Below are 13,566 nucleotides of genomic sequence, written 5' to 3'. Positions count from 1 at the left end.
GCAGAGTGTCGTCCGACGTCGAACCTTCTGAACCCAATAGACGTTTGCAATATCCTGGATTATTGTTCACAGAACGGATACCAAATCCGATCTACCACCTTCGCCCTTTTGAATCGGGTGTAACCAAGCAGGATTGAGTGCAATATCAATCGTCCATGCTGCTGACGCGGCACCCCCAACGATGAAAAGCTAGGCTATTTTCAGAGCAAATCCGAGTCACATAACCCCGATTACAAAAAGGCCAATTCGTAGGGGCAAATGGCATTCGCCCTACACTATTTCGGGGGTAGCCAAGTCGGATTTAGCTAACCCCAAGAAAATAGGCGCGGCAAGACTGCCACGCCTACTGCATCAGCTCTTCCATCCGCAGAAGAGCCGGGTAGATGCATAACTCATTACTGACTCGGCAGGTTGCCAGGGCGCACCGTAACGGTTTGCTCACGGCCATCGCGCCGCAGGGTGAGGGACAGATTTTGCCCCACCGTAGACCGCTCTACCGCCTGCTGCACCGTGCTGCTGTCTCTCACCGGCTGTCCCTCAATCGCTACAATGATGTCGCCTTCGCGCAGACCGCCCTGGGCCGCTGGGGAGTTGGGCATGACCCGGCCAATCAGCACGCCGGACTCGGCTTCGACCGAGAAGGGGCGGTTGGGGTTGCTGTTGATGTTTTGCTTTAGCTCCGGCGTCAGGTTTACCATTTGAATGCCCAGGTAAGCGTGCTCAACCCGGCCATTTTGAATCAGCTGGCTGCTAATCCGCTGCACGGTGTTGATCGGGATGGCGAAGCCAATGCCCTGTGCTCCCTGAATAATGGCGGTGTTGACGCCAATGACTTCGCCATTGAGGTTAAGCAGCGGCCCACCAGAGTTGCCGGGGTTGATAGCGGCATCGGTTTGGATGAAGTCAACCCGCTTGTCGGGGACGCCCACATCGCGGCTAGAGCGACCGGTGGCGCTAACAATACCAGCGGTGACCGTGCTGTCTAGGCCAAGGGGGTTGCCAATGGCGATCGCCCATTCACCGGGCTGAATTTCGTCGGAGTTGCTGAGCGCGACCGTGGGCAGGTCGCTGGCCTCAATCTTGATTACCGCGATATCGGTGACTGAATCAGCACCCATGACCCGGCCAGTGTAGCTGCGGCCATCTTTGAGAGTGACATCAACCTGGTCGGCTCCAGCCACCACGTGAGCATTGGTGATGATTTGGCCATCGGCGGAGGTGATAAACCCTGAGCCAACGCCCCGCCGCACCTGCTCACCGCGAGGAGTTGGCATGCTGTCGCCAAAGAATTGGCGCAGGCGCGGGTCTTGAAAAATGGGGGGAACGTTGTTTTGCACTGTGCGGGCGGCATCAATGCGCACTACCGAAGGACCAACTTCGCGCACGATATCGGCAATGACGTTGGGGCTAGAGACCGAGGGGGCAATGGCCAGGGGGGTGCCTTGGCCAGGAACCTGGGCGGTTTGGGCACCAGCCTCGGGGGCAGGGGCTTCAGAATTGTTGTTCCAAAAGCCATTATCCCAAAAGACCTCTGTAGTCGCGGGGGCGTTGGTCGATGGCTGCCCCCCGGCGTTAAAGACTTGGCCCCCGGCAGTGACGATACCGGCTCCTAAGAGCATGAGCGCCAGTGACTTAGCCACGGGGCTGTACCCAGAAGCCCGCCCAGAAGCGCGTTCAGGGGCACGTCCAGATTCATCTTTCTCCATAGTTGTATCCTCGCTTGTCTCTCTTATGATATCTATGACTATAAAGTCATGCTATGGCGGGCCAGTGGCGGGGCCGTGGCGAAGCTGTGACACTTTGGGGTGTCGCATTGGCGGCATGGACAATTGGCATTAGTACTTAATGCGATCGCGGTCTTTGTGGGGCGCGGCGTTCTTGACCACAAAATCGATGATTTTGCCTGCCACATCGATATCGGTAGCCTTTTCAATGCCCTCTAGCCCCGGCGATGAGTTGACCTCCATAACCACCGGGCCGTGGTTAGAGCGCAGTAGGTCAACCCCGGCTACCCGCAGGCCCATGGCTTTGGCAGCGCGAATGGCGGTGCTGCGTTCTTCGGGGGTGAGGCGAACTTTAGTCGCTGACCCGCCCCGGTGCAGGTTAGAGCGAAATTCGCCGGGGGCTCCCTGGCGCTTCATGGCGGCCACCACTTTGTCGCCCACCACAAAGCAGCGGATGTCCATACCGCCCGCCTCTTTGATAAACTCTTGCACCAGAATGTTGGCATCTAGCCCGCGAAAGGCTTCGATCACGGATTTGGCGGCCTGCTGGGTTTCGGCCAGCACCACGCCAATGCCCTGGGTGCCTTCGAGCAGCTTGATCACCAGGGGGGCACCGCCGACAATATCGACTAGGCCGTCGATGTCTTTGGTGGAGTGGGCAAAGCCTGTCACCGGCAGGCCAATGCCCCGGCGGGCCATGATCTGAAGCGACCTGAGTTTGTCGCGCGACCTGGAAATGGCCATAGAAGTATTGGCCGTAAACACCCCCATAATCTCAAACTGACGTACTACCGCCGTGCCATAGAAGGTATTTGACGCCCCAATCCGGGGAATTACCGCTTCTATATCGATCAGGGGCTGGCTTTGGTACATCACCTTGGGCTGGTGGGAGGTGATATTCATGTAGCAGCGCAGGTGATCGATCACCTCCATTGCATGGCCCCGCTCCTCCCCTGCTTCCTTGAGCCGTCGAGTCGAGTAGAGGTTTGCATCCCTCGATAAAATCGCGATTTTCATAGTACCTTCGGAAAATTCTCTAGGGGTAGCACTTGGGATCGTCTCAGGCTATTGGGGACTGTTGGGAAGCGGCTGGAGGTACGATCGCCCGGGGTCTACCAGGTAACGCCGCCGCACCGCCTGCCGGCCCAGCAGCATTCTAAAGCCCATCTCATCGCGATTGGTTAAGGTTAGCTCAATGGCCCACACCACACCGCCCACCTGCACCGGCGTCTCAATTACCGGGCGCAGTTCTGCCTGGCCGCCAGAGTTGCGCACCAGGCGATGGTCTAGCAGCACGGCCTCGGCGGTAACGCTATCGTCGTCGTTGCGCTGGAGAGGATGGGCCTGAAACCGCACCATCGCTCTACCACCGCGCTCAAACCGTTCGACTCCAAAGGCGTGGAGGCTGGACGAACGAGCCCCCGTGTCGATCTTAGCCTTGATGGCATCAACCCCTAGGGCGGGCAAGGCCACCCATTCGCGCCAGCCAATTATTGCAGCCGTTGCAGCACCAGAACTCATACCACCTCTGAGAGCATAACAGGGAACATAGCCAGACAAGGGATGGGTTGTCCCTAGGGGAAAACGGGGGCGCTGAGGACCTCGGTTGGCCTGGTTTCGAGCCCAGCGGCAGGTGTTTCTGGCAGTGTTTCTGGGGGCGGTGATTCTGCCGGAGGGGCAGGGTTGAGGGTGGTGATGAGGCTGAGGGGGTAGGTGTCGTTGCCCAGGGCGGCAGCAAAGGCGGCGGCTAGGGCGGGTTCAAACCGCTGATCATTTTCTAGGGTGAGCTTGAAGTAGGCTAGCCCCAGCACCTGCATATAGCCCCATACCAGATCGGGGCGAAGGCCGATTAGTTCTGGCGGAATGGGCAAGGGCTGGTTGCCAATGGCTATATCGCCAATGGTTGAGAAGTGGGTGGCCCGACTGATCAGCAGCAGGTATTGCTGGGGGGCGGCCAGCCAGCCAAAGGGCTGAATCTGCTCTGGATAGGCTGGCGCTACGGTGTCAGCCGTACCGGCGACCACCAGAGTTGGCACACCGATTTGGCCGTAGCCCAGTTCGCCAAACAGGGCGCTGCCGATAGGGTTCATGACAAAAATCGCCTTCACCCGAGGATCGCCCAGGCTGTTGCCGGGATCAGTTAGGCGCACCATCTGGCACTGCAACAGCAGCGATGGGTTGAAGGAGAGGGTGCCGGGAGGACACACCTGGGCTAACCCATCGGGATCAAAGGTGGCCCCTGCCAGAGCCAGGGCCGTATAGCCCCCAAACGACTGACCAATGACCCCAACCCGGTTGAGATCGAGCTGATTTTGAATGGGCGAGGGGCTGGTGTTGAGACTGGTGAGGGTATTTAGGGTGAGCGAGACATCTCGCGGTCGCCGGAGAAATTCTTCATCTTGCACGATCGCACCCGATTGCCCAGCCAGTAGCGCATAGAGCTGCTGGTCATTGCTGCCGGGATGCTCGATCGCCGCTACTGCGATGCCGCCCTGGGCGAGGTACTCGGCGAGGTAGGTGTAGCTACTGCCGGTGCCCCCTAGCCCGTGGGAGATCACCACTAGGGGAAAGCCCTGGGGAGGCTTGGCCCGCTGCCCTGGCAAGACTTCGGGCAGGTAGAGTTGAACGGGGGTCGACAGACCAGGCACCACCACCTGAATAGGATCTACACCGTACTGCCGCTCGCTCGCGATTAGATCTAGCACTGCCCCCACATCGACCGGGTTGGCGGCGGCCTCTTGCTGGGCGATCGCCTGCACCTGGGTAAAGGCGACATTTGACTGCAAAATAGCCTGGTTGATCTCCTGGGCGATCCCCAGGCCTTCTGCCAGGTCAATGTGCATAGCCTGAGTAGGGTACAGCCTGAGCACATTGATCAGAGTAAAGTTGTCGGTGGGGTCGGCGGCGGCCAAAATTAACGCCCCGCGCAGGGCTTGCACGTTGGCCTGGCGCACTGGCGTTTGCACCACACGCCCAATTTGCTCTAGCAGCAGCACCCCCTGCTCGGTGTAGAGGAACTGAGCCACCGCCACCGGGCTAATATTGGCCGGAGTGCTAAGCACACCGCGAATTTGCTCTAGCTGGTCTGGAGACAGCTGAAATTGTCGGCTGTAAATTTTGAGCTGAGGGGTAAGCTCGCCCGTAGCGGCAAAGCGCTCTAGATCGGCGATCGGAATGACGCGCTGCAAAATACCGAAGGAGACAACCAAATCTTCGGCGGCGTAGCCCGGTGCGATCGCCGCTAGGGTACTCAGCATGCCCAAACCTACCGCAGTAGCACTGCGCCCCAGCCACAGCCGGGCATTCTGCATCAAAGCGAGCATTGGAGCGGGGCCATTACGCATTAGAGCTGGGGGTGGGGTGGCTACTAAGTTGGGCGACGGAGGCGACTACTGGGGAGCGGTGACAGGATGGTGTTCTAGAACGTGGTCGAGCAGCCCCTCACAGGCATCGTGGAGCAGGCTGATCACGTAGGTAAACCCTTCGGGGCCACCGTAGTAGGGGTCGGGCACCTCTTGGTCGGGGTGGCTGCGGCAAAAGTCGCACATCAGCCGCACCCGATCGCGGTGCTGACCGGCAGAGTCGAGGGCTAGAATATCTCGATAATTGTCTCGGTCCATAGCCAAGATATAGTCGAAGCGCTCAAAGTCGCTCGCCTCGAACTGACGGGCTCGGCCCACTAGCTCAATACCTTTGGCTCTAGCCGCTTGGGCCATGCGCCGATCGGGGGCACTGCCAACGTGGTAGCTAGCGGTGCCCGCTGAGTCGCACACCACCTGATTGCTCAGCTGCCGCTGCTGAATCAGGTGGTTCATGATGTTTTCAGCCGAGGGCGAACGACAGATGTTGCCCAGGCACACAAATAACAGCCGAATGGTCATAGCGCTGTCGCCTACAGACCGGGCAGGTTTAGCCCACCGGTAAGTAGCTCCATGCGATCGCGCATGGTGGCCGTCGATTTTTCGTAGGCATCTTTCATCGCGGCGGTGACCAGGTCAGAGAGCACCTCAGCGCCTTCGTTGAGCGCATCGGGGGAAATGGTGACGCCCTTGGGTTCCTGGTTACCGCTCATGATAACTGTCACCAGGCCACCGCCCGACTCGCCTGCGATCTCCATCTGCTCTAGCTCTTCTTGCAGCTGCTTGGCCCCTTCTTGAATCTGCTGGGCTTTTTTGAAGGCCTCGGTTAGCTCCTTCATTTTGCCTAACCCAAACCCAAATCCTTGACCTTGTGACATGGAGTATCTCTCAAACGTACAGCGCACTGTTAGCATCCAGCGGGTGGTGCCAATCAGCTATACGATTCTAGCGCCCAAGGGCGAAATCAAACGCTTAAGTAGGGTTATCTACCCTTGGCCAGGGGTTAATCTAAACCTTACGCTTTTTAATATCGACAACTTCGAGTCACCCATCGGGTGAGCGAGGTTACTCACGGGAGGTCTAGGCGTAGAACTATGGGATTTTTTGATTCAGACATCGTTCAGCAAGAGGCCCAGCAGCTATTTCAGGATTACCAATCGCTGATGCAGTTGGGGGGTAACTACGGCAAGTTCGACCGGGAGGGCAAAAAAATGTACATTGCCCAGATGGAAACGATGATGGAGCGGTACCACATTTTTATGAAGCGCTTTGAGTTGTCGGAAGACTTTATGGCCAAGATGACCGTTGAGCAGTTAAAGACTCAGCTGGGCCAGTTTGGCATGACCCCAGATATGATGTTTCAGCAAATGCAGCAGACCCTAGAGCGGATGAAGGCGGAAATTGAAGCCACGGGCGGCTGAGCCACTGCCTAACCTCTCGACAGTTGGGTGCAAGTCTAGAGCAGCGTCAACCAGCTGAAGGATTGGTGCTGAAGTAAGATACCGGTTCCGGGAGCCCAGCTATAAATCAGACGATCAGATCGATTTTGCCTACGCGGGCATGGCACCGGAATGTATTGGTGTGCAGATACCTGATCTCCCACCTACGTTTACCCCTTCCTTTAAAATTCGCGATCGCATGCCAGATTTAGCTGTCGTTCAGACCGAGGTACAGGGCTATCGTCAGCGCCTAGACAGCCTACTGCTTTACCAAGACCTCTTTACGACCCCCGTGGGTGAGGCCTTTGTCGCCCTGCTGCAAGCGCTTGAGTTAGGCGATGCCTCGCTGAGCCTCAGCGCCTATGGGGCTTGGTTTAGGGCGATCGCCGCCAGCGGTGAGAGCTGGAGTAGCTACCTACAGCGCCAGATTGCCTACGCCGAAAACCCCTTCACCAGCCAGGCCCAACGGCACCCCTGGTCGGCCTTGCCTACGGCCCTCGGTCAGGCAGCCCGCCACGACCTAGAGCAGCTCCAGGCGATTGCTCACCTCACGGGCGACCAGATCGCAGCCTGGGTGCAGGCGATCGTCCAGACCCCAGCGCCTCCCGCGGTCTGGACGGTTGAGGCCCCCTTGGCCCTGTCCCAGAGGGCTACGCCGAGCCCCCTAGACCTACCCCAGGCAGCGACGTGGGCCGACCGGGTAGCCTACTTAGCCGAGCACTACCGCCGCCACGGGGCCGGGGTATTTGCCGAATATCATGCCTTTACCTGGCACCAGGGTGAACTGAGGGGCATTGCCACCCCCGACCCCATCCGTCTCGATCACCTCACTGCCTACGACTACCCCCGTCAGCAGCTGGTGCACAACACCCTGGCCCTGCTCAAGGGCTACCCGGCTCTAAATGTGCTGCTATACGGCAGTCGTGGGGCAGGAAAGTCGTCGCTGGTGAAGGCGTTGGTGAATGAGTATGCTCCCCAGGGGCTGCGGCTGATTGAGGTGGCCAAGGCCGAGCTGCAAGCCCTGCCCCAGATTGTCGGCGAGCTCAGCACCCGCGCTCAAAAGTTCATTATTTTTGTTGATGACCTCTCTTTTGAAGACGACGATGACAGCTTTAAGGCGCTCAAGGTGGTGCTAGAAGGTAGCAGCACGGCCCGCCCGGCCAACGTAGTGGTCTACGCCACCAGCAACCGCCGCCACTTAGTGCGCGAATATTTCAGCGATCGCCCCCGACCCAGCGACCAAGACGAGGTGCAATCGTGGGATACCCTGCAAGAAAAGCTGTCGTTTAGCGATCGCTTTGGCCTCACCCTCACCTTTGAGCCCGCTGACCAGGCCACCTATCTGGCGATCGTCAAGCACCTGGCCCAGCAGGCCAACCTAGCCCTGGCCGAAGCCGATTTAGTGGCCCGCGCCCTGCAATGGGCTACCCGCCACAACGGGCGATCGGGCCGCACGGCACGACAGTTTATTGACTGGCTGATCGCCGAGAGCCAGCTGGGCTAGGGCTTACCGACCAAGGACCTACAGACCAAGGTTCTGTAGAGTAGCCGTGGTGGCAGCATCGGCGGGAAATAAGCTCTCGACTCGCAGCTCTTGCAGCGTGATATCTCGCGGTGTGCCCAGGGTAGAAATGATGGTGAAAAAGCTGAGTCGCTGGTCAGTTTTGACAAAGGTGATAGGCAGCACCGGCCACTGCCCCCCCGTCGCCACGGTGGCTGAAGCCATAGCGCCATCCGGCAAGTCGCCCTTGAGCTCGTGGAGCAATTTGGCCGGGGGGCTGTGGGGGCCTTCACTCTGGGCTTCCTGCTGGAAGCGCTGCATCAGCGAGACCGCCATCGACGGCCAATTCTCCACGTAGGGTCGTAGCCCCTGGGGATGGATCATCAGCTGCATCATATTTAGCGGTTGCCCTAGGGTCCTGAGGCGATCGCCCAGCAGCCATTCCATCAGCCGCAGAGCCCCCTGATTCGCTTTCAGTAAGTTCCAGTAGCGATCGAGCACCAGGGCGGGGTAGGGCTCTTGCTGGTGCAGCATAAAATCGATGGCCCGCTGCATGGGCGCTAACTCGGGAGCCGACAGGTCATGCTCTGAATAGAGGGGGGCAAACCCCGCCGCAGTCAGCATGACATTTTGCTGCCGCAGGGGCACGGCTAGCTGGGTCGCTAGGTGCAGCACCATGTCGCGGCTGGGCTGCGATCGCCCCGATTCTAAAAAACTGATGTGGCGCTGAGATACCTCACTCTGGCAGGCGAGCTCTAGCTGGCTCCAGCCCCGCTGGCTGCGCCAGTGTTTGAGCAGAGCCCCAAAGGATTGAGTGAGTAGTTCCGCAGGCAGAGTCACGGCTTCAATAACCTCTCAGGTAATTGATGTAATTATCTCAATTGACCACAATCGAAGGTGTTCTACAACTGAGGTTAGGCTATGTCCAACTCCGTCGCCCCGTCCTTCAATCGCCCTTCGCATCCCTGGTTGCAGTGGGTCTATCTCGGCTGTTTAATGGTCGGTGCGGTCTTGCCCTGGTGGTTTTTAGCGCCCTTTTTTCAGCAGTATGGGTTTGCCCCAGCCGAATTTTTGCACCAGGCGTTGGCCAATCCGGTGGCGATCGATCTGGCGATCGATCTGCTGATCTCGACCCTGGTGTTTTTTATTTGGGTCTGGATAGAGTTGCCTCGCCTGGGGCTAGGGCGCGGGTGGTGGGGCCTGTGCGTCGTCGCCACCCTAGGTATTGGGCTGTCCTGTGGGCTGCCGCTGTTTTTGTTGTTGCGCCACCGCCAACTGACGGTTGCATAGCCGACAGATTCAAAAGCAGCCCTCGCTCCGTCACCTGTTCTCCCCCTCTCCCCCTTCCCATGGACACCCTTCAGCTCTGGCTACTCTGTACCGTCTTTCTCGCCGCCAAAATGTGGGCCAATTCTCTGGTGCAGGGGTACTGTCGCCTGCACTACCGACAGTTTGTCAATCCTGAAGATGCCTGCTGGGCTGGGCAGGTGGTGGGCCACTCGTTACCCCCAGTGTCCCAAGATCATCCGCTGGTGGAGCGAGCGGCCCGCTGCTGGCGCAACGATTTAGAAAATATCCCGATGTTTCTCTTGGTGGCCCTGGGCTACGGGCTAGTAGGGGGAGATCGGAGCTGGGGAGCCGTGTATTTGGGAACCTTTGCGATCGCCCGGGTCTTGCATACCCTCTGCTATCTAGCCGCCCTACAGCCCTGGCGGTTTCTGGCCTACCTGCTGGGGGTTGGCGTCATGGGGATGATGGCCGCCCACAGCATTCACCTGGCCCTGGCCCTTTGACTGGTTAGGGGCCAGGGCCAGCGGTGGCTCTGGTTGGGGAAAGTGGTGTGCTGCCTATGGTTTTAACCAACGGGGCTCTAACTAATTAAGGAGAGTAAAGAACACGGGCGTCGGCCAGTTGGCGCGAGTACCCTGGCAACGGGGATTAACGTTAAGGCCAACCCCGAGAGGTATCGCCAAGTCATGCTGATCTATGGTGTTTGTCTAATTGTGGGGGGCGTGTTTGTGGTGCTGGCCGCTGTGGGCGGGTTCGATGGTGCCGACATTGATGCCGATTTTGACGTTGAAGCCCCCGGCGAGCTTGATGATATTGACCTGGGCACCCACCTCGACCAAACCCTGACGGCCTTGCGCAACCGCTGGTGGCTACCGTTTTTGAGCCTGCGGTTTTGGACCTTTGCCCTCTGCTTTTTTGGGTTGACGGGGATGCTACTCACCGGGTTGCAGCCGGGCCTGGCGGGCGGACTGGTGGCGCTGATTGCCTTACTCATGGGCCTCTTTTGCGGGCTGGGGGCAGCGCTGGTGCTGCGATCGCTCAGTCGCCAGTCGGTCAGCAGCCTGATTCGCCCCGAAGCGCTCACCGGCCAGCTTGGCACGGTCGAAATTCCCTTTAACGCCCACAGTCGCGGCAAAGTCAGCCTCAGCATCGGTGGCTCGACCGTCAGCTTTTTCGCCATCACCCAGGAGGAGCGCGAGTTTCACCAGGGGGAGCGGGTGCTGGTGGTGGGGATGGAGCGGGATAAGTTGTGGGTGGCGGCGGTGGAGGGGGTGGAGGGGATGGAGGGGTGAAGGGGTGAAGGGGTGGATGGGTGGAGGGGTGAAGGGGTGAAGGGGTGAAGGGGTGAAGGGGTGAAGGGGTGAAGGGGTGAAGGGGTGAAGGGGTGAAGGGGTGAAGGGGTGAAGGGGTGGATGGGTGGATGGGTGGATGGGTGGATGGGTGGATGGGTGGATGGGTGGATGCGTAGGGGCAGACCTATGTGTCTGCCCTGCCCCCAAATGGCGATTGTGTCTGCCCTGCCCCCAAATGGCGATGACAACGGGGAATTTGGCACACAAAGGAGCGCGCAGGTATGACAAAAAACATTAACCAGACCGAAACGATCGCCCTGGCAGAGGCAATGCCGATCGCCCAGACGGGCGGACGAACCCTAGGCGGTGGGGCGATCGCCGTCTTGATCTTCGCCCTGCTAATCGTGATCTGGGGGGTCAACGCCCTGGTGCAGATCTGTGACCCCAACAAAATTTTGATTATCTCGGGCCGTCAGTACCGTCGCGCTGACGGGCAGACCATGGGCTACCGGGTGATCTACGGTGGGCGCACCTTTCGCATTCCCATTCTCGAAACGGTCAAAACCATGGATTTGACCACCATGCCGGTGCCGATCGAGGTCACCAACGCCTACTCGAAAGGAGGCACGCCGCTGGATATTCAGGCGATCGCCAATGTGAAAATTGCCCGCGATGAAACCCTAGTTGGCAATGCGATCGAGCGCTTTTTGGGCCGGGGCCGCGACGAAATTGCCCGCGTAGCGCGAGAAACCCTAGAGGGCAATCTGCGCGGCGTGGTGGCCACCCTCACCCCCGAGCAACTCAACGAAGACCGGCTCCAGTTCGCTGAACGCATCGCCAGCGACGTACGCAACGACCTGGTGAAGCTGGGCCTTCAGCTCGACACCCTCAAAATTCAGAGCGTGGCCGACCGGGTTGACTACCTCAACTCCATCGGGCGGCGGCAGATCGCCAACGTGGTGCGCGACGCCGAAATCGCCGAATCTAACGCCGTGGCGGAGGCCGAGCAGATCGAGGCCGACAGCACCCGCCAATCGGAAGTGGCCCAAACCCAGGCCCGCACCGTGATTCAAGAAAAAGAAAACGAGCTGCGCCGGATCACCGCCGAAGTCGAAAAGCAGGCCCGCATCGAAGAAGAGCGCACCCAAGCCGCCGCCGAAGAGGCCCGCGCGCGCGCCCAGCGAGAGCTGCAAGCCATTCGCGCCCACCTAGAGCAGGCCCGCCTAGAGGTGGAGCAGGTGCTGCCCGCCCGCGCCCAGCAGCGCGCCCAAGAATTCCACGCCCGAGGGGCCGCCGCCACCCTGGAAGAAAACGCCAAAGCCTCGGCCCAGGCCAGCCAAATGCTGGTCCAGGTCTGGCAAGACACGGGGGTGAATGCGTCAGAACTCTTTTTGGTGCAGCAGCTAGAAATGGTGCTCAAAGAAGCGGGGCGGATTCCCGGTCGGCTGCACCTGGGCCAGGTGAATGTGATCGACAACGGCGATGGCAAGGCGATCGCCTCGCTACTCAACGCCTACCCCGAAATGGTGAAGCAGTTTCTGCGTCAGTCTGAAGACATTCTCGGCATTCCCCTGGCGGCCCGCCCGCCATCGCCCCCGCCGCTGGTGCTGACTGCCAAAGCCGATCTGGCTGAATCTACCATTCCCGCCGTCAACAACGGCCTCACCTCGGAGGAGCTATGAGTCTGATTTTTACCCTGCTGGTGGTGATGTTTGGGGCTACTGGCAGCCTATTGCTAATTATCAAAAATCTCTACTACATTTGTCAGCCCAGCGAGGTGCTGATCTTTGCGGGCGATCGCCGCACGGTTAGCGACGGTAGCCGAGTGGGCTACCGGTTGGTCAAGGGCGGCAGCAGCATTCGCAAACCCCTGCTGGAAAAAACCTTCCGCATGGAGTTGACCAACATGATCATCGAGCTGAAGGTGGCCAGCGCCTACTCCAAGGGCGGCATTCCCCTCAACGTCGATGGCGTGGCGAATATCAAGATCGCAGGCGAAGAACCGGCAATTCACAATGCGATCGAGCGGCTGTTGGGCAAAAGCCGCGAAGAGATCGAAAAAATTGCTCGCGAAACCCTGGAGGGCAACCTGCGCGGCGTACTGGCCACCCTCACCCCCGAACAGGTGAACGAAGACAAAATGGCCTTTGTGCGCAACCTGCTCGACGAAGCCGACGACGACCTGGCCCAGCTCGGTCTGATTCTCGACAACCTGCAAATTCAAAACATCTCCGACGACGTTGGCTACCTCAACTCGATCGGGCGCAAACAGCGGGCAGATCTGCTGCGCGACGCCCGGATCGCTGAAGCCGAAGCTAAGGCCCAGTCGGCCCTGCAAGCCGCCGAAAACCTGAAGCGCACCTCTCTCCGCCAGATCGAGGCCAAAATTGCCACTACCCGCGCCGACGCCGATCGCCGACTGCAAAACGCCCTCAGCCAGCGCCAGGCCGCGATTTCTGAAGCCGAGTCTGAAATTGCCGCCGAAGTCGCCCGCACTGAAGCCGAGTTGGCCGTCCAGCGCGAGCGCCGCAAACAAGTCGAGCAGCAACTCCAGGCCGATGTGATTGCCCCCGCCGTGGCCGCCTGTCAGCAGGCTCAGGCCCGCGCCAAGGGCGACGCCGCTAGCATCGTTGAAGACGGTCGCGCCCGCGCCGAGGGCATTCGTGAACTGGCCACCACCTGGCAGGCCGCCGGTGACCACGCCCGCGAAATCTTTCTGTTTCAAAAGCTGGAGGGGCTGCTAGAGAATTTGGTAGCCACCGTACCCGATGTGGCGGTGGACAGCATCACGGTAATCGATGCGGGCGGCGGCGGCAACGCCACCAAGCTGGCCTCGTTTATGGAGCAGATGAAACAGGCCACCGGGGTTGATCTGGCCCAGACTTTGCAGGGGCTAGGCCAGATCAACCCAACGCCAGAGACCCTTGCGGCTAACCCCTGGACTGAAGACTAGGACCAAAT

General features: G+C 59.5%; 14 protein-coding genes. 7 read left to right on the top strand and 7 right to left on the bottom strand.

What is annotated here, in order from left to right; genetic code table 11:
* Positions 1 to 395 precede the first annotated feature (395 nt).
* From RRF56_RS24695 to RRF56_RS24670, 6 genes are all read right to left on the bottom strand, one after another.
* On the bottom strand, positions 396 to 1,706 hold the full coding sequence (locus RRF56_RS24695) for an HhoA/HhoB/HtrA family serine endopeptidase (RefSeq protein ID WP_410510516.1): 1,311 nt from the start codon (positions 1,704 to 1,706) through the stop codon (positions 396 to 398).
* A gap of 129 nt (positions 1,707 to 1,835) precedes the next feature.
* The gene (gene rimK, locus RRF56_RS24690; protein ID WP_317035807.1) at positions 1,836 to 2,741 is read right to left on the bottom strand and encodes a 30S ribosomal protein S6--L-glutamate ligase; all 906 of its coding nucleotides are present in this window, start codon (positions 2,739 to 2,741) and stop codon (positions 1,836 to 1,838) included.
* A 48-nt stretch (positions 2,742 to 2,789) separates the two neighbouring features.
* Positions 2,790 to 3,245, bottom strand: a complete 456-nt coding sequence (locus RRF56_RS24685; protein WP_317035806.1) for an ATP-dependent zinc protease — start codon at positions 3,243 to 3,245, stop codon at positions 2,790 to 2,792.
* A 53-nt stretch (positions 3,246 to 3,298) separates the two neighbouring features.
* Positions 3,299 to 5,047: an alpha/beta hydrolase gene (locus tag RRF56_RS24680; protein ID WP_317035805.1), complete on the bottom strand. Its 1,749-nt coding sequence runs from the start codon at positions 5,045 to 5,047 to the stop codon at positions 3,299 to 3,301.
* Between the two features lie 66 nt (positions 5,048 to 5,113).
* Positions 5,114 to 5,605, bottom strand: coding sequence for a low molecular weight protein-tyrosine-phosphatase (locus RRF56_RS24675; RefSeq protein WP_317035804.1), 492 nt, complete (start codon positions 5,603 to 5,605; stop codon positions 5,114 to 5,116).
* 11 nt (positions 5,606 to 5,616) lie between these two features.
* Complete coding sequence (locus tag RRF56_RS24670; protein WP_317035803.1) at positions 5,617 to 5,961, bottom strand: YbaB/EbfC family nucleoid-associated protein; 345 nt, start codon at positions 5,959 to 5,961, stop codon at positions 5,617 to 5,619.
* Between the two features lie 216 nt (positions 5,962 to 6,177).
* Here RRF56_RS24670 and RRF56_RS24665 point away from each other — a divergent pair, with 216 nt between their 5' ends.
* Positions 6,178 to 6,504, top strand: a complete 327-nt coding sequence (locus RRF56_RS24665; protein WP_317035802.1) for a DUF1825 family protein — start codon at positions 6,178 to 6,180, stop codon at positions 6,502 to 6,504.
* A gap of 217 nt (positions 6,505 to 6,721) precedes the next feature.
* The gene (locus RRF56_RS24660) at positions 6,722 to 8,026 is read left to right on the top strand and encodes an ATP-binding protein (protein ID WP_410510691.1); all 1,305 of its coding nucleotides are present in this window, start codon (positions 6,722 to 6,724) and stop codon (positions 8,024 to 8,026) included.
* 18 nt (positions 8,027 to 8,044) lie between these two features.
* Here the strand turns inward: RRF56_RS24660 and RRF56_RS24655 are convergent, their stop codons facing one another.
* Positions 8,045 to 8,863 carry a helix-turn-helix transcriptional regulator gene (locus RRF56_RS24655; RefSeq protein ID WP_317035800.1) on the bottom strand — a complete coding sequence of 273 codons (819 nt, stop codon included), beginning with the start codon at positions 8,861 to 8,863 and terminating at the stop codon, positions 8,045 to 8,047.
* Positions 8,864 to 8,944: 81 nt separating this feature from the next.
* Here RRF56_RS24655 and RRF56_RS24650 point away from each other — a divergent pair, with 81 nt between their 5' ends.
* The 5 genes from RRF56_RS24650 (at position 8,945) to RRF56_RS24630 (ending at position 13,558) form a co-directional block, all read left to right on the top strand.
* Positions 8,945 to 9,313 (top strand): DUF2834 domain-containing protein, encoded by a 369-nt coding sequence (locus RRF56_RS24650; protein WP_317035799.1) that lies wholly within the window; start codon positions 8,945 to 8,947, stop codon positions 9,311 to 9,313.
* Between the two features lie 59 nt (positions 9,314 to 9,372).
* On the top strand, positions 9,373 to 9,816 hold the full coding sequence (locus RRF56_RS24645; protein ID WP_317035798.1) for an MAPEG family protein: 444 nt from the start codon (positions 9,373 to 9,375) through the stop codon (positions 9,814 to 9,816).
* A gap of 183 nt (positions 9,817 to 9,999) precedes the next feature.
* Positions 10,000 to 10,605 (top strand): hypothetical protein, encoded by a 606-nt coding sequence (locus RRF56_RS24640; protein WP_317035797.1) that lies wholly within the window; start codon positions 10,000 to 10,002, stop codon positions 10,603 to 10,605.
* 329 nt (positions 10,606 to 10,934) lie between these two features.
* Complete coding sequence (locus RRF56_RS24635; protein ID WP_410510690.1) at positions 10,935 to 12,287, top strand: flotillin family protein; 1,353 nt, start codon at positions 10,935 to 10,937, stop codon at positions 12,285 to 12,287.
* Positions 12,284 to 13,558, top strand: coding sequence for a flotillin family protein (locus tag RRF56_RS24630; RefSeq protein ID WP_317035795.1), 1,275 nt, complete (start codon positions 12,284 to 12,286; stop codon positions 13,556 to 13,558). Before RRF56_RS24635 ends, RRF56_RS24630 begins: the two co-directional genes overlap by 4 nt.
* The last annotated feature ends 8 nt before the right edge of the window (positions 13,559 to 13,566 follow it).

Source organism: Nodosilinea sp. E11, from assembly GCF_032813545.1.
Lineage (GTDB): Bacteria > Cyanobacteriota > Cyanobacteriia > Phormidesmidales > Phormidesmidaceae > Nodosilinea.
The sequence above is the reverse complement of the archived record's forward strand: the minus strand, read 5'-3'. Positions and strand labels throughout refer to the sequence as shown.

Excerpts from the sequence above, each read along its gene's own strand:
- RRF56_RS24695 (WP_410510516.1), bottom strand. The coding sequence starts at position 1,706 with ATGGAGAAAGATGAATCTGGACGTGCCCCTGAACGCGCTTCTGGGCGG.
- rimK (WP_317035807.1), bottom strand. The coding sequence starts at position 2,741 with ATGAAAATCGCGATTTTATCGAGGGATGCAAACCTCTACTCGACTCGA.
- RRF56_RS24685 (WP_317035806.1), bottom strand. The coding sequence starts at position 3,245 with ATGAGTTCTGGTGCTGCAACGGCTGCAATAATTGGCTGGCGCGAATGG.
- RRF56_RS24680 (WP_317035805.1), bottom strand. The coding sequence starts at position 5,047 with ATGCTCGCTTTGATGCAGAATGCCCGGCTGTGGCTGGGGCGCAGTGCT.
- RRF56_RS24675 (WP_317035804.1), bottom strand. The coding sequence starts at position 5,605 with ATGACCATTCGGCTGTTATTTGTGTGCCTGGGCAACATCTGTCGTTCG.
- RRF56_RS24670 (WP_317035803.1), bottom strand. The coding sequence starts at position 5,961 with ATGTCACAAGGTCAAGGATTTGGGTTTGGGTTAGGCAAAATGAAGGAG.
- RRF56_RS24665 (WP_317035802.1), top strand. The coding sequence starts at position 6,178 with ATGGGATTTTTTGATTCAGACATCGTTCAGCAAGAGGCCCAGCAGCTA.
- RRF56_RS24660 (WP_410510691.1), top strand. The coding sequence starts at position 6,722 with ATGCCAGATTTAGCTGTCGTTCAGACCGAGGTACAGGGCTATCGTCAG.
- RRF56_RS24650 (WP_317035799.1), top strand. The coding sequence starts at position 8,945 with ATGTCCAACTCCGTCGCCCCGTCCTTCAATCGCCCTTCGCATCCCTGG.
- RRF56_RS24645 (WP_317035798.1), top strand. The coding sequence starts at position 9,373 with ATGGACACCCTTCAGCTCTGGCTACTCTGTACCGTCTTTCTCGCCGCC.
- RRF56_RS24640 (WP_317035797.1), top strand. The coding sequence starts at position 10,000 with ATGCTGATCTATGGTGTTTGTCTAATTGTGGGGGGCGTGTTTGTGGTG.
- RRF56_RS24635 (WP_410510690.1), top strand. The coding sequence starts at position 10,935 with ATGCCGATCGCCCAGACGGGCGGACGAACCCTAGGCGGTGGGGCGATC.
- RRF56_RS24630 (WP_317035795.1), top strand. The coding sequence starts at position 12,284 with ATGAGTCTGATTTTTACCCTGCTGGTGGTGATGTTTGGGGCTACTGGC.